The organism is Flavobacterium glycines (assembly GCF_900100165.1).
Classification (GTDB): Bacteria; Bacteroidota; Bacteroidia; order Flavobacteriales; family Flavobacteriaceae; genus Flavobacterium; species Flavobacterium glycines.
Genome location: NZ_FNEO01000001.1, coordinates 1,650,332 through 1,669,281 on the forward strand (window position 1 = coordinate 1,650,332; position 18,950 = coordinate 1,669,281).

The 18,950-nt window shown below is 34.0% G+C and carries 19 protein-coding genes and 2 tRNA genes; 7 read left to right on the forward strand and 14 right to left on the reverse strand.

Features of this window, described 5'->3' with window-relative positions; genetic code table 11:
• Nucleotides 1-51: 51 nt before the first annotated feature.
• Nucleotides 52-124: transfer RNA gene (locus tag BLR17_RS06580), tRNA-Met, on the reverse strand.
• A gap of 35 nt (nt 125-159) precedes the next feature.
• A tRNA-Met gene (locus BLR17_RS06585) sits at nt 160-232 on the reverse strand.
• Nucleotides 233-350: 118 nt separating this feature from the next.
• Here BLR17_RS06585 and era point away from each other — a divergent pair.
• Both era and der read left to right on the forward strand, forming a co-directional pair.
• The gene (gene era / locus BLR17_RS06590) at nt 351-1,238 is read left to right on the forward strand and encodes a GTPase Era (RefSeq protein ID WP_066326653.1); all 888 of its coding nucleotides are present in this window, start codon (nt 351-353) and stop codon (nt 1,236-1,238) included.
• A gap of 213 nt (nt 1,239-1,451) precedes the next feature.
• Nucleotides 1,452-2,762 carry a ribosome biogenesis GTPase Der gene (gene der / locus BLR17_RS06595; protein ID WP_066326652.1) on the forward strand — a complete coding sequence of 437 codons (1,311 nt, stop codon included), beginning with the start codon at nt 1,452-1,454 and terminating at the stop codon, nt 2,760-2,762.
• A gap of 66 nt (nt 2,763-2,828) precedes the next feature.
• Here the strand turns inward: der and BLR17_RS06600 are convergent, their stop codons facing one another.
• The 11 genes from BLR17_RS06600 to BLR17_RS06650 form a co-directional block, all read right to left on the reverse strand.
• On the reverse strand, nt 2,829-3,065 hold the full coding sequence (locus BLR17_RS06600; protein ID WP_066326651.1) for a hypothetical protein: 237 nt from the start codon (nt 3,063-3,065) through the stop codon (nt 2,829-2,831).
• A 78-nt stretch (nt 3,066-3,143) separates the two neighbouring features.
• Nucleotides 3,144-5,687 (reverse strand): TonB-dependent receptor, encoded by a 2,544-nt coding sequence (locus BLR17_RS06605; RefSeq protein ID WP_066326650.1) that lies wholly within the window; start codon nt 5,685-5,687, stop codon nt 3,144-3,146.
• A 238-nt stretch (nt 5,688-5,925) separates the two neighbouring features.
• Nucleotides 5,926-6,339, reverse strand: coding sequence for an RrF2 family transcriptional regulator (locus tag BLR17_RS06610; protein ID WP_066326649.1), 414 nt, complete (start codon nt 6,337-6,339; stop codon nt 5,926-5,928).
• 415 nt (nt 6,340-6,754) lie between these two features.
• Nucleotides 6,755-7,159: a hypothetical protein gene (locus BLR17_RS06615; protein WP_066326647.1), complete on the reverse strand. Its 405-nt coding sequence runs from the start codon at nt 7,157-7,159 to the stop codon at nt 6,755-6,757.
• Between the two features lie 78 nt (nt 7,160-7,237).
• The gene (locus tag BLR17_RS06620) at nt 7,238-7,633 is read right to left on the reverse strand and encodes a hypothetical protein (RefSeq protein ID WP_066326646.1); all 396 of its coding nucleotides are present in this window, start codon (nt 7,631-7,633) and stop codon (nt 7,238-7,240) included.
• A 288-nt stretch (nt 7,634-7,921) separates the two neighbouring features.
• The gene (locus BLR17_RS06625) at nt 7,922-8,698 is read right to left on the reverse strand and encodes a tetratricopeptide repeat protein (protein ID WP_066326641.1); all 777 of its coding nucleotides are present in this window, start codon (nt 8,696-8,698) and stop codon (nt 7,922-7,924) included.
• A 243-nt stretch (nt 8,699-8,941) separates the two neighbouring features.
• Complete coding sequence (locus BLR17_RS06630) at nt 8,942-9,778, reverse strand: TPM domain-containing protein (protein WP_066326639.1); 837 nt, start codon at nt 9,776-9,778, stop codon at nt 8,942-8,944.
• A 2-nt stretch (nt 9,779-9,780) separates the two neighbouring features.
• Nucleotides 9,781-10,218, reverse strand: coding sequence for a TPM domain-containing protein (locus BLR17_RS06635; RefSeq protein ID WP_066326638.1), 438 nt, complete (start codon nt 10,216-10,218; stop codon nt 9,781-9,783).
• Nucleotides 10,219-10,290: 72 nt separating this feature from the next.
• On the reverse strand, nt 10,291-10,884 hold the full coding sequence (locus tag BLR17_RS06640; protein ID WP_066326637.1) for a LemA family protein: 594 nt from the start codon (nt 10,882-10,884) through the stop codon (nt 10,291-10,293).
• Between the two features lie 59 nt (nt 10,885-10,943).
• Nucleotides 10,944-11,276: a MerR family transcriptional regulator gene (locus BLR17_RS06645; RefSeq protein WP_066326635.1), complete on the reverse strand. Its 333-nt coding sequence runs from the start codon at nt 11,274-11,276 to the stop codon at nt 10,944-10,946.
• A gap of 63 nt (nt 11,277-11,339) precedes the next feature.
• Nucleotides 11,340-12,317 carry a M23 family metallopeptidase gene (locus BLR17_RS06650; protein ID WP_066326633.1) on the reverse strand — a complete coding sequence of 326 codons (978 nt, stop codon included), beginning with the start codon at nt 12,315-12,317 and terminating at the stop codon, nt 11,340-11,342.
• 264 nt (nt 12,318-12,581) lie between these two features.
• On the opposite strand from BLR17_RS06650, the gene alaS reads away from it, so the two are divergent.
• Entirely contained in the window at nt 12,582-15,218 is a 2,637-nt protein-coding gene (gene alaS / locus BLR17_RS06655) for an alanine--tRNA ligase (RefSeq protein WP_066326632.1), read from the forward strand.
• A gap of 77 nt (nt 15,219-15,295) precedes the next feature.
• On the opposite strand, the gene BLR17_RS06660 is transcribed toward alaS, so the two are convergent.
• Nucleotides 15,296-15,685, reverse strand: a complete 390-nt coding sequence (locus tag BLR17_RS06660; protein ID WP_066326631.1) for a hypothetical protein — start codon at nt 15,683-15,685, stop codon at nt 15,296-15,298.
• A 318-nt stretch (nt 15,686-16,003) separates the two neighbouring features.
• Between BLR17_RS06660 and BLR17_RS06665 the strand changes: the two genes are divergently transcribed.
• From BLR17_RS06665 to BLR17_RS06680, 4 genes are all read left to right on the forward strand, one after another.
• Nucleotides 16,004-16,402: a cupin domain-containing protein gene (locus BLR17_RS06665; RefSeq protein WP_066326629.1), complete on the forward strand. Its 399-nt coding sequence runs from the start codon at nt 16,004-16,006 to the stop codon at nt 16,400-16,402.
• Between the two features lie 166 nt (nt 16,403-16,568).
• Nucleotides 16,569-17,339: a hypothetical protein gene (locus BLR17_RS06670; protein ID WP_066326627.1), complete on the forward strand. Its 771-nt coding sequence runs from the start codon at nt 16,569-16,571 to the stop codon at nt 17,337-17,339.
• A 33-nt stretch (nt 17,340-17,372) separates the two neighbouring features.
• On the forward strand, nt 17,373-18,323 hold the full coding sequence (locus BLR17_RS06675; RefSeq protein WP_066326625.1) for a GSCFA domain-containing protein: 951 nt from the start codon (nt 17,373-17,375) through the stop codon (nt 18,321-18,323).
• 2 nt (nt 18,324-18,325) lie between these two features.
• Nucleotides 18,326-18,946, forward strand: coding sequence for a DUF4230 domain-containing protein (locus tag BLR17_RS06680; RefSeq protein WP_066327486.1), 621 nt, complete (start codon nt 18,326-18,328; stop codon nt 18,944-18,946).
• Nucleotides 18,947-18,950 lie beyond the last annotated feature (4 nt).

Consider the following 18,950-nt stretch of genomic DNA (forward strand, 5'->3'; position numbering starts at 1 on the left):
GCAATTAATAACTACAAAAAAAAGCCTCAGATTTCTCTGAAGCTTTCTTAGTAGCGGGAACAGGACTCGAACCTGTGACCTTCGGGTTATGAGCCCGACGAGCTGCCTACTGCTCTATCCCGCGATGTGCGTTTTGTAATCTCAATAAGGCTACCTTAGTAGCGGGAACAGGACTCGAACCTGTGACCTTCGGGTTATGAGCCCGACGAGCTGCCTACTGCTCTATCCCGCGATGTTTCGGGTGCAAAGATACAAATAAATTCTACATTTACAACGATGAATTTTAAAAAATCTTTTTATTTCATCTATTGGCTTGATATGACTACCTTTGCAGCATTAAATTAAATAGAATGACAGCACATAAAGCAGGTTTTGTAAATATTATAGGGAATCCAAACGTTGGGAAATCAACTTTGATGAATGCATTTGTAGGGGAAAGATTGTCTATTATTACCTCAAAAGCGCAAACAACCCGTCATAGAATTCTTGGGATTGTAAACGGAGATGATTTTCAAATGGTACTTTCGGATACTCCTGGAATTATCAAACCGGCATACGAAATGCAGGAATCGATGATGGATTTTGTAAAATCGGCTTTTGAAGATGCGGATGTGTTGATTTATATGGTCGAAATAGGGGAGCAGGAATTAAAAGACGAAGCTTTCTTTAACAAAATCATTCATTCGAAAATTCCTGTTTTGTTGTTGTTGAACAAAATTGACAATTCGAATCAGGAACAACTAGAAGAGCAAATGGCTTTTTGGACTGAGAAAGTGCCAAATGCGGAGATTTATCCAATTTCAGCTTTGCAGAATTTCAATGTACCGGAAGTTTTTCAAAGAATTATATCACTATTACCGGACTCTCCGCCTTACTATCCAAAAGACCAATTGACCGATAAACCGGAACGTTTCTTTGTGAACGAAATTATCCGCGAGAAAATTTTATTGAATTACAGCAAAGAAATTCCGTATGCTGTAGAAATTGTAACAGAAGAATTTATCGAAACCGACAATATTATCCGAATTCGTTCCCTAATTATGGTGGAACGAGATACGCAAAAAGGAATTATCATTGGACATAAAGGAGCGGCTTTGAAAAAAGTAGGAGTAGAAGCTCGTGAAGATTTAGAGAAATTCTTTGGGAAACAAATTCATATCGAGATGTATGTGAAAGTGAATAAAAACTGGAGAAGTAACGCTAATATGCTGAAACGCTTTGGTTATAATCAAAAATAGTATGCAGTTGTCAGTCCCGATAGTTATCGGAATTAGTAAGCAGTTTGCGGTATTGTAATTACTGAATACTTAATGCTGAATACTGTAAACTAAAAGTGTACCTTTGCAAAAAATTTAAAGGAAGCATTTTTGATTGATAATGTATTGTTATTTAGTCAAGAAGCGAAATCTAAAATCTGATCCCGATAGTAATCGGGACTAAAAAATAAAGAAATGAATAACATTGTTGCGATAGTAGGAAGACCTAATGTAGGGAAATCAACCCTCTTTAATAGGCTGATACAAAGAAGAGAAGCTATTGTAGATTCAGTATCTGGGGTTACCCGTGATAGAAACTATGGTAAAAGCGAGTGGAACGGAAAAGAGTTTTCGGTAATTGATACGGGAGGTTATGTTCGTGGTTCAGACGACGTATTTGAAGGTGAAATTCGAAAACAAGTTGAGCTTGCTATTGATGAAGCCGATGTTATTGTTTTTGTGGTTGATGTAGAAGAGGGGATTACACCTATGGACGAAACCGTAGCCAAGTTATTGCGTAAGGTGACTAAGCCGGTTTTATTAGCCGTAAACAAAGTGGATAATGCCATGCGCGAGAAAGATGCGGTGGAATTTTACAACCTGGGTTTAGGTGATTACTACACCTTTGCCAGTATTTCAGGAAGTGGTACCGGAGATTTATTAGATGCTTTGATTGACGCTTTCCCTGAAAAACCGGAAGTTGTAGAAGAAGAAAAAGTATTACCTCGTTTTGCGGTTGTGGGACGTCCAAATGCCGGAAAATCAAGTTTTATCAATGCCTTGATAGGTCAGGATCGTTTTATGGTAACTGATATTGCAGGAACTACCCGTGATGCTATTGATACAAAATTTGACCGTTTTGGTTTCGAGTTTAATCTGGTAGATACTGCCGGAATTCGTCGTAAAGCGAAGGTGAAGGAAGATTTAGAATTTTATTCGGTAATGCGTTCGGTACGTGCTATTGAGCATGCTGATATTTGTATCTTGGTTATAGATGCTACTCGTGGTTTTGAAAGTCAGGATCAAAATATTTTTTGGTTGGCTGTAAAAAACCGAAAAGGAGTAGTGATTTTGGTAAACAAATGGGATTTGGTTGAAAAAGATACCATGTCAAGCCGTGATTATGCCGAGAAAATCAAGAAAGAATTATTACCATTTACTGATGTGCCAATTCTTTTCGTTTCGGCATTGACAAAACAACGTTTGTTGAAAGCATTAGTAGCTTCGGTTCAGGTATTTGAAAACCGTCAGCAACGTATTTCAACTTCTAAATTCAACGAATTCATGTTGAAAGTGATTGAAGCTTATCCGCCGCCAGCAACTAAAGGAAAGTATGTGAAAATTAAATATTGCATGCAATTACCATCGCCAACGCCTCAGTTTGTGTTTTTTGCCAACTTACCGCAATACGTTAAAGAACCGTACAAACGTTATTTAGAAAATAAAATTAGAGAGAATTGGGACTTTGAAGGAGTGCCAATTGATATTTATATTAGAGAGAAATAATAGAAAAGTCCCGAATTCGGGACTTTTTTTATGGTTTCAATCTTCTTAGTTTATAGAGTTCTCTCATTAGGACTCCTCTTCATCTAAGCTGTCTACAGGATGATCTTCATACCAATCTTTAAAGGTTTTATTGGTAGTGTATTTGTCGGTCAAAACAGTATAAGTCATAAAGGGTATTAAAATAAGACCGATACTGTGCATCAATAAAAGTATTCGGATATTGACATTGGTTTGGTTTAATGCTGCAAATACAAATACATAAGCCGTGGTAAACCATACGAGTTTGATTGCAAAATTTTTCATGTCTGCGTTTTCTCTTAAAGTTACGATTTTAACTTTTAAAGTGGTGTTAAATATTTGGTAATTAGTTGTTTGTGTTTTTTATAATAAATATTTTAAAGTAATTCCATAGGTTCTTTGGTCTCCTAAAACTCCGGCATAGTGACCGGCATTTCCTCCTGCTGGTAATAATTGTTCGAAATAATCTTTGTTTAAAAGATTACGTCCCCAAATATGAGCTGATAAACCATCGCTAACACGGAAACCTAAACGGCCATTAAAAATAGCGTAACCAGGTACCACTAAGTATTTTGAAGCCGATGGACTTGATGAAAACTCAGAACGGCTGTAAGAATCTAATGCGATAAAGAATTTACCTAAGTTTCCAAAGAATTTAGCGTCTGTAGTATATTCTCCTCCTAAACTTCCTGCCCATTTTGATACACCTGGTAAGCTGCTTCCTGAAACATCTTTATAAGCTACCGATGCACCTGTTTCTTCTAATGGTAATGGAGCATTGGTAAATTTGATGTATTTTCCATCTGTATAAGTAGCAGCTCCGTTTATATTGAAGTGACTGTTGAGAGTAATACTAAAATCAACTTCGGCACCTCTTACACGTACTTTATCCGCATTGGCCAAATAACCACGGTTGACTCCTAATTCAGCAGCCTGAACATTGGTTTGGTAATCTGAAATATCCGTATTAAAGAAAGTAATGTTGAAAATCGTATTGTTGAACGGTGTTGTTTTAGCACCTATTTCAAAATGGTTAACTTTTTCCGGTTTAATAACAGCAAGATCAAGTGCTGGTTGACCATTCACCGTAGGAAGTCCGGCAACATTTACTCCTACTGGTTTGTAACTTTTTGCATAGGTAGCATAAGTATTTACTCTGTCAGTAGGTTTAAAAGAAATGGTTAAGTTTCCTGAAAAGTCAGTAGCATCGGTGTTTTTGGCAAAACTTTGATCGCTGTAGACTAATTTTTTCAAAGCGATTAATTCAGGATCTGTTGTTTGTAAACCTCCGTAAGTGGTACGGTTGTAATCGGCATCTTTTCGGTCGTAGTTGTAACGTAAACCAGGTAGAACGTGTAATTTCTCAGTAATTTCCCAGTCTAACTGACCAAATACAGCAGCTGATGTTGAGTGAATACTGGCGTCAGTATAGATTCCATAACCTTCAAATAAACCTGGTGTAGCCCATTTTGAACTGGTGGTACTTTGTGAAAAACGCCATTGTGCACTTCCTGATTCTTCTGTTCCTGTTGTATGTGAAGTTTGGTCGATAAAAAAGATACCTCCCACGGCACTGATTTTAGAGGCAATTTGGCCTGCATAACGTACTTCTTGTGTGAATTGCGTTTGTCTGGTTGGGTTTTGTGATTTAGCCAATACTTGTAATCCTGTAAAATCTCTGTCATTAGACGGATCCCAGTTCCAAAAACGCCATGCAGTAGTAGAAGTTAAGGTTCCTTGTCCAATTTTAGTATCAATATTAAGAGAAGCTCCTCCTAAATCCTGATTAGAACGCCATGGAGTATCATGGTCGATTTTACGGTCAAAAGCATTTGTGCTTGGCAATGTGTAACCTAAATCGGCAATGATTTGATTAAATTGTCTGTAAGCTGCTCTTTTTGTTGGGGCAACTCCAGCAATTACCTGAGCGTATCCGTCAGGACGTTGGGTTGTAATATCTGCTGATAATAAAATATTCGTATTTGCTGATGGAGTATACAATAATTGTCCTTTGATACCCTGATTGTTCAAAGTGTTTGTTGATTTTTCGGTAGCTACATTTTTGATTAATCCATTTCTTTGTGTTCCTGAAAACGAAAGTCTAGCTGCAATTTTTTTAGATAATGCTCCAGTCACGGAAGCTTTTGCCTGCAAGAAAGAATAATTACCATAACTCACTTCAAAATTAGCTGACGGTGTAAAACTTGGTTTGCGGGTAGTGATGTTAAAAGCTCCGGCAGTGGTGTTTTTTCCAAACAAAGTTCCCTGTGGTCCGCGTAACACTTCAATCTGACTGATGTCTACAAAGTCTAAAGTCGTAGCAGCTGGACGTGCATAATACACACCGTCTACATAAAAACCAACTCCTGGGTCGATACCGTCATTAGTCAATCCGAAAGGAGAACCTAAACTACGAATGTTGATTCCGGTATTTCTTGGATTTGAAGAATACAATTGAACCGAAGGAATTAATTCTTTGATACGGTTGACGTTAAAAGCGCCGGCTTGTTCGGCTTGTTTTCCACTTACAACCGAAATAGGAATGGGTACATTTTGTGCTTTTTCAATTCTTCTTCTGGAAGAGATAACTACTTCAGCTAATTTATTGTCTTCTGTCAAAATAATAGATAGAGGAGAAGAAGGAATTGCTGTTAATACTAGTTTTTCCGTTTTGTAACCAACATATTGAATTAAAATTGTTACCGGTAATTTTCCCTGTGTATCAATATTGAAATCACCGTTTTTGTCGGTTGTTGTACTAATTGTTGTTCCGTTTATAACAGCATTGGCTGATTCTAATGGGGTATTTTCCGAAGTAGTTACACGGCCTTTAATTGCTTGTGCAAAAGAGTTAGAAAGGCTTAATACTAAGATAGTTGTGAATAGGTGTTTTATAGTTGTCTTCATTATTTTATTAGTTATATATGATTAGTAGAATTTAAAATTAAATTTTTTTTACATGCACATATACATCATACAATAATGAATTGTATTATTTGAATTTAAAGTAGTCTCGTGTCTTTGGCTTTCTTTGAAAAAGCTTTTTTGAATCGTTTTCATCGTTTATAAATTATATTGATAATTGTAAATCGATGCAAATATATAATTAATTCTATAAAACTAGTAGTATTTAAAAAATATTTTTTTATTTTTTTACTAATGAAGCGATAGTAATCCCTTGCATAGCCTTTAAGGTTTCGTCTCTAATAGTCATTAAACCGTGTCGTAGCAGGCATTCCGACTCGTCAATGCAATCCGAACAACGCTCATAAAAATTTAAGGAAGCACAAGGTAATAGAGCAATAGCACCATCAAATAATCGATGAATATCGGCTAAAGTAATCTCGTTTCCGGATTTTAAAAGGTAATAGCCGCCTAATTTTCCCTGTTTACTGCCTACCAAATGACCTCTTTTTAAGTCCAAAAGAATTTGCTCTAAAAACTTTTTAGGAATATTAGCTGATTCAGCAATATCTGTAGTTTTAGAAATATGATTAACATCCTGTTGCGCTAAATAGAGTAGTGCTTTAAGTGCGTATTTGGTTTTTTGTGAAAGCATTGATCTTAGTTTCGGGTGTGTTTAGGCTAAATTCAGGATAAAGATAAATAATTTTATAGATGTGTCAAGAGATTTTATGGTAGTTTTCAATTTAGAATTGAAATTGATGTAATAATTAAAGTGTCAAAGTACTTTAAAAAGATTTTGATAAACGTTTTTTAGATTTAGTTTGGTATTTAAACCTGATCGAGTGTTTTTATTAGTTTACAAGATTTAAAGTTTGGAGGCAAAGAAAAGAAATACAAAGAACAACGATTTTAGACAAAGCAAATAAGCCACTTCGTAATTGAAGTGGCTTTGTTTGTTTTAACCGCGTTGAAAACGCTACGATTTATCTTTTAATTTAAGTAAGTACTCGCCACAGCCAAGCACCAGAGTTGCAGATAAACGATTGCCAGTGGGGATATTTAATAGTTTATACTTTTTTTAAGATGTTGGTTATTAAAGACCAAGGAATTAATGAAAATAACAATAAAATACCTAAAAAATAGATCTTGCCATAATTTGGGGTTTTAAGTGGATAAATAAAAATATCTCTATTTTTATCATACACGACTTTTATTTTACTTTTTACAGGGTATTTAATACAATTACCATAATCTAGTTTAATATTATATGTTTTATTTCCTTCTTTTATCATTATTCCTGAAGAAAGTTTAGTATATGGTCTACAAGTTTGACATATTACTTTTTTTTCAACAAGAACACCATTTTCAATACTATTTTCATATTTAAAAAATGAAAATAGTGTATACACAAACAAAAAAAATAATATTATAATAGCATAAATTTGGTTTTTTGAATAAATTTTATTTTTCATCATTTAATATTGTCCTGACTTTGTTTTGCCATTATATTTCATGTTGTTAATTTCACAAATACATCTGAGATATTAGCGTTACCACCATAAAATTAATTTACTAACCTTTTCAAGTTTTAATTTTACATCTTCATTAATATCATTATTTTCTACAATAATTTCTTTTCTATAGTCATAGCAATCTTCAAATCTAGCCAATATTGTATAATCACTATCTAATATTAAAGTCTCTTTTCTAGAATCATAACCTCTCTCGTCGTAATAAACTTTATAGGCATTTTTATATTTTTTGAATTTCACTTTTCCTTTATTACATAGATAAAATTTTTCTATCCTCCTGTTAATATGAAAACAAGTGTCTTTTTTAGCAGGAGAAAAATATAAAAATTTAGTATTATCATTTTTTATGTTTGAAAAAATAAAAACATCTCCTTCTTTTTTATAAAATGAACGTTTATAATCATATATAATCATATGTTTTTTTCCCCTTTAAGTCTATAGTTAAATATTTTTCCTTAATTGTATCTTGACTAAATACATATTTTCTTAAAGAAAATCCAATCAAACTATCTTTTTCAGAATATAATTTGTAATAAATATTTTTCTCTCTAATTACTTCTTTATTATTACAGGAAGAAAAAACTAATGCTAATAAAATACCGATTGTACTTAATACTTTTTTTTCATTTTACATCTTTTTAGAAGTGTCTTGGAAATAATTTTAGAAAAAAATAAGTCACTCTTAAAAGTGGCTTTGTTCGTTTATTTTTTACAAAACTTAGATAACAATTCAACAGCTGTATCGTAGTGAAAGCTAACTGCTTTTTTGATATCGGAACAATAGTCTCCTTTGATTTTAAAATTTATAAAATAGATAGCTCGATTGTAATAAGCTTCCGGGTCTTCCGGGTTTAAATTTACTACTTCATCAAAATCACTTTTGGCATTTATATTAATCATAGCTTTCGAAATGGCCCTGTTTTGATACGCTTCAACGAATTTAGGGTTAATTACAATTACCTTGTCAAAATCCTGAATAGCTTCTTTATGCAGGTTTAATTTTGCTCGTATAATTCCTCTGTTTTGGAACGCTTGCAGGTAATTAGGATTGATTGCAATACTTTTAGAGTAGTCATCGATAGCGCCTTTAGCATCGTCAAGCATTGTCTTTGAAAAGGCTCTGTTGAAATAGGCTTTTTGTATGTTATTATTTAAGCCGATACATTTTGTATAACAATCAATCGCTTGTTTATAGTCTTTTAGTTTAACATTTGTATTGCCTTTGCTGTAATAATATCTGTAATTATTTGGGTTTACCGATATGGCTTTGTCATAATCGGCTATGGCTTTTGGATAATTTTTAATTTGATAATAATAATAGCCTCTTAGGTAGTAGTTATCGCCACTTGGTTCTTTGAGAATTAAGGCGTTTATGTTTTCAATTTCTTGCGGAATTTCTTTTAGGTCTAATTCGCTGAAGTCTTGTGAATATACCGAAAGGTAAGAACAAAAGAGAATTAATAAAATGTAGTTTTTCATAATTGGTTAATTCGTTTTTTGTTTTCAAATTTAGCTTAAAAATATTCTTTTTGACATATTTATCTTTCATTTAGAAAATAACATATCGAATTTCTTTTTTTGGTGATTTAAGTTGGACTAATTTATTAGGGAAATGCAGTAAATCGTTGAACAAATAAATGGTGTTCTGTATTGTCCGTTGGCTAATTTCAATAAGCACAAAAAAAGAGAGTCATTATCGAACTCTCTTTTTTGATTTGTATTTTACCAACTTCCGCTGGATCCACCACCGGAAAATCCTCCGCCACCAAATCCGCCACCGAAGCCGCCTCCGCCAAAACCGCCACCGGATGAACCTCCACCAAAGCCTCCGCCACCAAATCCGCCGCTGTTGCGTCCCAGATTGCTTAGGATAATGACATCTAATAAGCTTGGGCCTCCGCCGCCATTATTACCTGAATTTCCTCCACCGCCTCTTTTGTTTCTGGAAGCCAAAATCAAGATAAAAACAATGATGATGATAAAAGGTAAAACAGGGAAATCTTGCTCTTGTTTGGCTTGTTTTCGGGTACCTTTGTATTTGCCTTTAAAGACATCAAACAAAGCATCCGTTCCTTTGTTTGCTCCGTTATAATAACTACCTGCTTTGAATTCGGGAATGATGATATTTCGGATAATTTCACCTCCGGTTCCGGCTGTCAATCGGTCTTCTAAACCGTAACCGGGATTGATAGCAATTTTTCGGTCATTTTTAGAAATCAGAATAATGACACCGTTGTCGTCTTTAGCTGTTCCGCCTATTCCCCATTTCTGTCCCCAATTTGTAGCAAGCATATTAACGTCTTCACCTTTTAAGCTTTCAACCGTAATCACTACAATTTGAGTAGTAGTAGTGTCAGAATAATGAATGAGTTTTTCTTCTAACTGCTTTTTTTCATTGGCATTAAAAAGATTTGCATAATCATAAACTGAAGTTTGAAATTCAGGTTTTTCGGGAATTGTAAATTGGGGGAAGATACTATTACTGGAAAGTAGTACTAATAAGAATACCAATTGAAAAATTCCTTTGGAATTTGGTTTTGCTATTGTTGGAATTTTCATCGTTATCCTTTTGAAATTTCGTTAGATAATTCGTTGGTGTCACCTTCTGTCCAGGGAAAATGGGTTTTTAATTTTTCGCCGGCTCTTAGGATACCATCGATTAAACCTTGTTTGAAGTTGTTGCTTTTAAAATGATTGAGCATGATTTCTTTAGTACAGTCCCAGAAATCATTTTCGACAATGTCATTAATTCCCTTATCTCCACAAATTGCAAATTTTTTGTCATCAACCGCAATGTAGATCAAAACGCCATTTTTCAATTCGGTTTCGTCCATTCTGAGTTCGTGAAAAATTTCCTTCGCGCGATCAAAAGGATTTAGAGAAGTTGTTTTTTCAATATGAACTCTAATCTCGCCGGAAGTTTCTTTTTCGGCTATGCGAATAGCTTCAACAATTTCTTGTTCTTCGGCCTGGGTTAAAAAATCTTCTACGTTTGACATGGGAATTATTTTTGAATGAAGATTAACGTCCCGATAGCTATCGGGACGTTAATCGAAATCTGAAATCGTTTATTAGAATTTTACTTCTACCGGTTTATCAGCACCTTCAACAGCGTTGAAATACGCTTTCTCTTTGAAACCAAACATTCCGGCAAACAAAGAATTAGGGAAAGTTTTGATGTGGCTGTTATATGGTTTTACCGCTTCGTTAAAACGGGTACGAGCAGTCAGAATTTGATTTTCGGTACTGGCTAATTCATCCTGTAATTTTAAGAAGTTCTGATTAGCTTTCAAATCAGGATATTTTTCTACAGTAACTAATAAACGAGACAAAGAACTGCTTACTCCACTTTGAGCAGAATTAAATGCCGCCAATTGTTCCGGTGTGATGTTAGTTGGGTCAACAGTGGTTTGAGTAGCTTTGGCACGAGCCTCGATTACTGCTGTTAAAGTACTTTTTTCAAAATCAGCTGCTCCTTTTACGGTGTTTACCAAATTCCCAATTAAATCATTACGTCTTTGATAAGCTGTTTGTACGTCTCCCCAGGATTGTTCTACATCCTGACCTAAAGTCACAGCAGTGTTGTTGATTCCTTTAATCCAGCTATATCCGCCAATAACGATAACAGCTACAATAATCCAAGGTAAAAATTTTTTAAAATCCATGTTTCTATTTAATTTAAAGTTTATTAATTTATTTTTATTTGTAACTCATAACTCATAACTCATAACTCATTTTTGATATTAGTCAACTGAACTTTAATCGCTTCGAGTTTGCTGATAATTTCAAATTTGTCTAAGGTTTTCTTTTGTCCTTCTTTCAAATGGGTTTTGGCTCCTTCTAATGTAAATCCGCGTTCTTTTACCAGATGGTAAATTAATTGGAGATTTTTGATGTCTTCGGGAGTAAACATTCGGTTTCCTTTGGCATTCTTTTTTGGTTTGAGAATATCAAATTCACTGTCCCAAAAACGAATCAGCGAAGCATTTACGTCAAAGGCTTTGGCTACTTCGCCAATGCTGTAATATCTTTTGCCGGGTTGTAATTCTATTTGCATTTTTTTATTTTTTTTCTGAAAACTATTTTAGAATCTTTTAAAATTGATTGCTTAAACTGAACACTAGTCAAGAGATTGATTTTCCTGGTTAGCTAATTTTGAAATGGCTACGTATTCCACTGCCGAAATATTACCATAATAAAAATTGAGCGGATTAACGACTTTACTGTCTTTATGAACTTCATAATGCAAGTGTGGTGCTTCTGATCGTCCTGTGCTTCCTACGTATCCAATGACATCTCCTCGTTTCACTCTTTGACCGGCTCTGCAATTGTATTTACTTAAATGTCCATACAAAGTTTCGTATCCATAACCATGCCTAATCACAATATGATTTCCGTATCCTGAAGCCGTATTGTCAGCCTTTGCAATTATTCCGTCTCCGGTGGCAAAAATAGGAGTTCCTTTTTTAGCCGTAAAATCCATGCCTTTGTGCATTTTTCGGGCTTTTGTAAAAGGGTCGGTTCTGTAACCAAAACCGGAAGCCATTTTTTTTAAGTTTTCGTTTCTGACAGGCTGGATGGCAGGAATGGAAGCCAGGAATTTGTTTTTTTCTTTAGCCAGTTTCAAAATATAATCTAAAGATTTCGATTGTATGGCCAATTCTTTTGTTAAGACATCCACTCTTTTTGTTGTTTGTAAAACCAGTTCGCTATTGTCATAACCCTCCAGTGCTTTGTAACGGTCACTATTTTTAAAGCCGGATTTTCGTTCTTCTTCGGGAATAGGAGCGGTGTTAAAATAAGTTCGGTATAAATTGTTATCGCGTTCTTCAATAGCTTCAATAGCATTGTCTACCTGATCCATTTTTTTATTCAAAACGGCATAATGTAGTTTTAAATTTTCAATTTCCCGAATTAAAAGACGGTCTTTTGGTGTTTCAAAATAAGGAGTGTTTAACAATACTATAAAACTTAAAAAACCAAACAAAGCAGAAGCCAGTAAAAACAGAGCGATAAAGCCAAATTTTTTTCTTTTTTTGACTTTGATTTTGCGATATGCCAGATTTTCAGAATCGTAATAATATTTTACTTTCGCCATATTTTAAAATACCCTATTTTTGCAGCTTCTAAAAAAGCGCATTGCAACAAATTTAAGAAATGTTTTATTTGTTTAGGGCTTTTTTAAATATTAAATATAGCATAAAATTGATTTAAAGATTTAAAAATTTAATGATTTGAAAATTGTTGAATTTGTGAATTTTACAAGAGATTTAATTTAGCGGGATAGTGAATAATTGAAGTTGTTCAAAACCAGATATTTGAATTTTTTAATTTTTAAATCTTTTAATTTTAAAATATAAAAATGAAATCACAAGACATTCGCAAAGCGTATTTACAATTCTTTGAAAGTAAAGGACATTTAATTGTTCCTTCGGCACCTATTGTCCTAAAAGACGACCCAACCCTGATGTTCAATAATTCAGGAATGGCACAGTTTAAAGAGTATTTTTTAGGAAACGCCACACCTAAAAGTAATCGTATTGCCGATACGCAAAAATGTCTTCGTGTTTCAGGAAAACACAACGATTTGGAGGATGTAGGTTTTGATACTTACCACCATACGATGTTTGAAATGTTAGGAAACTGGTCTTTTGGTGATTATTTCAAAAAAGAGGCTATTCCATGGGCTTGGGAATTTTTGACAGAAGTATTGAAATTGGATAAAGACCGTTTGTATGTTTCTGTTTTTGAAGGAAACGAAGCTGAAAATGTTCCTTTTGACCAGGATGCATTTGATATTTGGAAACAATTTGTTTCTGAAGACCGTATTATCCTTGGAAACAAAAAAGATAACTTCTGGGAAATGGGAGATCAGGGACCTTGTGGACCTTGTTCAGAAATTCATATCGATTTGCGTACTGATGCTGAAAGAGCTGAAGTTTCAGGTTTCAGTTTAGTAAATGCCGATCATCCGCAGGTAGTGGAAATTTGGAACAACGTATTTATGGAATTCAACCGTAAAGCCGATGGTTCATTAGAGAAATTACCGGCACAGCACGTAGATACAGGAATGGGATTTGAGCGTTTGTGTATGGCCATGCAAAACGTAACTTCTAATTATGATACCGATGTATTTACACCGCTAATTGAAAAAGTGGAGCAAATTACAGGATTGAAATACACTTCTAACGAAGTTAAAAATATAAGCGAAGAGCAAAACAAAATTAACATTGCGATTCGTGTGGTTGTAGATCACGTGCGTGCGGTAGCCTTTGCTATTGCCGACGGACAATTGCCATCGAACACTGGAGCGGGTTATGTAATTCGTCGTATTTTACGTCGTGCTATTCGTTACGGATTTACATTCCTGAATACCAAAGAGCCTTTTATCAATCAGTTGGTAGCTGTTTTAGCAGATCAAATGGGCGAGTTTTTCCCTGAAATCAAAAAACAGCAAACTTTAGTTACCAATGTGATTCGTGAAGAAGAAGCTTCTTTCTTGCGTACTCTTGACCAAGGATTGCAATTATTGGAAAATGTAATGGCGGAAACCAAAGGGAAAGAAGTTGTAGGAGCAAAAGCATTTGAATTGTATGATACTTTTGGTTTTCCAATCGATTTAACGGCTTTGATTCTTAGAGAAAGAGGATTTAGTTTGGATGAAGCCGGTTTTGAAAAAGCCATGCAGGAACAAAAATCACGTTCCCGTGCCGCTTCAGAAGTTTCTACTGACGACTGGAAAATTCTGGTTGATGGCAATGTAGAATCTTTTGTAGGTTACGACCAAACAGAAAACGAAGTGAAAATTACCCGTATTCGTAAAGTAGATTCTAAGAAAGACGGTGTTTTGTACCAAATCGTTTTAGACGCTACACCATTCTATCCGGAAGGCGGAGGACAGGTAGGAGACAAAGGAACTTTGGTTGCTGCTAATGAAAGCATCGAAATTATAGATACTAAGAAAGAGAATAATTTAATTCTGCATTTTGCTAAAAAACTGCCGGAAAACTTAAATGCTGCTTTTGTAGCTAAAGTAAATACCGATTTAAGAGCGGATACTTCTAAAAATCACTCGGCAACACACTTGATGCACCAGGCTTTGAGAAGCATTTTAGGAACACATGTGGAGCAAAAAGGATCTTTGGTGAATCCAAAGAATTTACGTTTTGACTTTTCTCATTTCTCAAAAGTAACGGATGAGGAATTACAACAGGTAGAAGATTTTGTAAATGCCAGAATCCAGGAACAATTACCATTAATTGAAAGAAGAAGTATTCCAATCCAACAAGCTCTTGACGAAGGAGCGATGGCTTTATTTGGGGAAAAATATGGCGATAATGTACGTGCAATCAAATTTGGCGACAGCATGGAATTGTGTGGAGGTATTCACGTGAATAACACGGCTGATATTTGGTCTTTCAAAATTGTTTCAGAAGGAGCAGTTGCAGCGGGAATCCGTCGTATTGAGGCGATTACCGGTGATGGTGTAAGACAGTTTTTTGCTTCGCAGGAAGAATTGTTGAGCGAAATTAAATCGGCATTAAAAAATCCACAGGATACTGTTAAAGCAGTGGTTTCTTTACAGGATGAAAATACCAAGTTAAAAAAACAAGTAGAAGCTTTGTTGAAAGAGAAAGCTAAAAATATGAAAGCCGAATTGGCTCAGGAATTGCAAGAAATAAACGGAGTTCAGTTCTTAGCAAAACAAGTAGATTTGAACCCGGAAGGAGCTAAGGATTTAGCTTACGAATTAGGAAATTTAGGTACTAATTTGTTTTTAGTTTTGGCTACAGCCGAAGAAGGAAAACCAATGTTAAGCTGTTATATTTCTAAAGAATTAGTAGCTGAGAAAAACCTAAATGCAGGTCAGGTAGTTCGTGAATTAGGAAAGTTTATCCAGGGAGGAGGAGGAGGACAGCCGTTCTTTGCTACCGCTGGTGGTAAAAACCCGGCCGGAATTCCGGAAGCTTTATCAAAAGCAATCGAGTTTGTGAAGTAAAAGTTAACTTTATAAAATTAACAAACCCTTTTAGAATGTGTAGGCAATCTAAAAGGGTTTTCTTTTTAGGGGGATTTTTATTTTTCAGAATGCCTTACTTCGATTCCGTTTTCTTCCAGGATATCCAGTAAATAATTGTTTTCTTTAGGGTTGTATTGTTCAATGCCGCTTTGGTACCATTTTAGTAAAACTCCTATCTGAAAATGAGTATAACCATCAGTATCAACATTAATGCCTAATAAGCCTGCTAATAGAAATTCGTCTAAGATTTTGTCGGTTATAATTTTTTTCGGAATTCCGTCAAGTATGTTTCCATTTAGACTTTCATAGTCAAGTCTACCAGAATTGAAACCTTCGTTAAAAGCCGAATTCGAAGAGTTGTTATTCGCTTTTGAATAAGGATTTTGACCATTAGAATAACCTTCTAAAAAATCATGTCTGTAAACAGGGTTGAATATGTTTTTCATAATAATTGTAATGCTATACTTGTCAAATGTAGAAGCAATTTGTAAGTAAACAACTTAAAATCGTTGAAAGGATAAAAAACTCTTTAAACCGCTATGTCAATGTTTTTAATCGATAAAAAAATGAAGTTTAAAGACTCTTGAAATTGTGGTTTTTTAATATTGATAAAAGTTTTTTGAGTGTTTCCCGAAGAATAATTAAATGATTTTTTACAGGTGTAAAATTATATTAATGTTGTTTTTATGAGGCTGAAGTAATAAGTTGTAAATTTGTTATTTTATTGGTATTCAGTGATTTGTTTTAATTTAATATTCGAAATCATGAAAAGAAGTACATTAGTAATAGTTGAAGGTTTGTTGTTTTTCTTGCTGTGTCATCTTAATCTTTCGGCGCAGATGATGAACAATAAAGACAAGGTTATGGGGAGAGAATTAGCTAATTCAAAATTGATTCATGCATCAGAAGTAGTTCTTGAACCTGGAAAAAAAACAATTATGCACACTCACCCGGCACATTTTTATTATGCTTTAACCGATGTGAATTTAAAAGTTAGTTATCAGGATGGGAAAGTAGAAATGTATAAAATGAAAGCAGGTGAATCAGGGATAAGTGAACCTGAACGTCCACATACAACTCAAAATATAGGTAGTAAAACTGCGAAATTTTTGATTGTTGAATTAAAAGAACATCCTTACAAAGCTCCAAAGTTGAAAAAATAATAAAATAGCTATGTAAAACAAAAACGGGTCTTTTTAGACTCGTTTTTGTTTTATAAAAAGTCTTTGAACGAGTTTTTAGGTCGTTAAACTTGTTTTGTTGGCTTAGCTCTATTTAATATATAGTTTTGGAAACCCAAAAATATCAAGTTCAATTAACCTATACATCATGAAAAATTTAACTAAAATATTTTTCTTTATTTCTATTGTTGTTATTCTTTTGAGTTCTTGTGCTAATGACAAAGACGATAAGGGTAAAAACTTTATCAAAATGATAGAAACTACTGAAAATGGTGTTGCTGAAAATTCCATTTTTAAATATTATGAAAATCAAATCCTTAGTGCTGAGAATTCCAAACAAAGAATAGATTATACTTACGATGGTGGCTTAATTACTAAAATTGTAATTTATAATAAAGATAATGAATCAAGTATTGTTTTAGATTACAAGTATGCTAAAGAAAAATTGGTTCAGGTAAGTTCTTCCGAAGATTATGAGATTTATTATACCCATAACACGGATGGTACTGTATCTTTTGAAAAATACAAAGGAACTTCTGAAGGAGAAGGTGAGAGAGTTTATCATGGTATTTTGTACTTTAAAAACGATAATCTCATTAAAAAAGAATGTGTTTTTGATGTAGTTGATGAAGATAAAGTGATTACTTCAAAAATTACTTTTGATTATGATACCTTTAATAATCCTTATTTCAGTGTTTTAGGTTATGATAAATTATTGGATAAAGGAGCTGCTATTTCTAAAAATAATGTTGTTATGACAGTTGCCGAAACCACAGTTATTGATGGGGAACAAACCATTTCTTCGGCTAAAATGTATACAACAACTTATAAATACGACGCTGATAATTATCCTGTTGAACAAGTATCAGAAGCCAGTTTGAATAATCCTAATTATTCTAAAATCCAGTATTTGTATTAATGTTTTAATACTTATTTTTGGAAAAAAACTCCAATGCAATTTCGTACCGCAATAACTATTTCAGAAAGTCAGTTTCCAATCGATTATCATTCCGAAATTCTAAGTTTGGGTTCTTGCTTTGCGGTAAATATAGCTGCCAAATTGGATTATTATAAGTTTAAAAACAACTGCAATCCTTTTGGAATTATTTTCAATCCGGTTTCGATTGAGAAATTAACAGAAAAAGTCGTTAATAAACAGTATTTTACAGAAAAAGATATTTTCTTTCATAATGATTTATGGCATTGTTTTGAAGTGCATTCGGAGCTTTCTAATCCTGATAAAGAAGTTTTTTTAGGCTTGTTAAATCAGTTAATCAATTCAACACATGAGCAGATAACAAAATCGACTCATTTCCAAATTACTTACGGCACGGCTTGGGTGTATCGCAATATTGAAAGTCAGGAAATAGTGGCTAATTGCCATAAAGTGCCTCAAAAGCAATTTACTAAGGAAATTCTTTCTGTAGAAACGATTCAGACTTCTATTCAAAATACGATTCGCTTAATCCAATCTTTAAATCCGGAAGCAAAATTTGTTTTAACCGTTTCACCTGTGCGTCATATCAAAGACGGCTTTGTCGAAAATAACCTAAGTAAGGCGCATTTAATCAGTGCAATTCATTCAACTCATAACTCACAACTCATAACTTATAACTACTTTCCGAGTTATGAAATCATGATGGACGACCTGCGTGATTATCGTTTTTATGCCGAAGATATGTTGCATCCTAATCAGGTAGCAATAGATTACATTTGGCAGCGATTTAAAGAAACTTTTATTTCAAAAACAGCTTTTGCAATTATGGATGAGGTAGAAGGGATTCAGAAAGGCTTGTCGCATAGGTCTTTTAATCCAGAATCCGAAAGTCATCAAAAGTTTGTAGCAAAACTTCAGGCAAGAATTACTAAATTGTGTTCGGAATATCCATTTATGAAATTTTAATTATGCTGAAAAAAATACTTGTCGGACTGGGAATTGTTGTTTGTATTGCTTTGTTGTTTAAGTTTTGCCAATTCAGGAAAGATGATGATTCGACATTGGATTACAATACGAATTTGATTCAGCAGCAAATAGTAAATGTTGGGAAATTGGTGGTTACCGAAGGACATTTTGCAGAGGTGATTACTTATAAAAACCAGCAAAAATACCTAATGAATATGCTTTCGTTCGAAAAGAAAGCGCTTTTGGTTGTCAATGCTGATGTTACGGTGGCTTATGATTTGCACCAAATGAAATACGATATTGATGAGAAAAATAAAACCATTACGATTATAAGTATTCCAAAAGAAGAAATTAAAATCAGTCCCGATATAAAATTCTATGATGTAGAACAAAGCAAATTAAATCCTTTTACAGGAGATGATTACAATAAAATCAACAAGCAGGTAAGGGCTAATTTAGCAAAGAAAATAGCCAATTCTTCGTTGAAAAAAAATGCTCAAAACCGATTAATAAGCGAATTGTCGAAGCTTTTTATTCTAACTAATAATTTGGGTTGGACTTTAAAATACGAAGGAAATACTATTGAAAACGAAAACGATTTGACGCAAAAAATCAAATTGTAAGTGT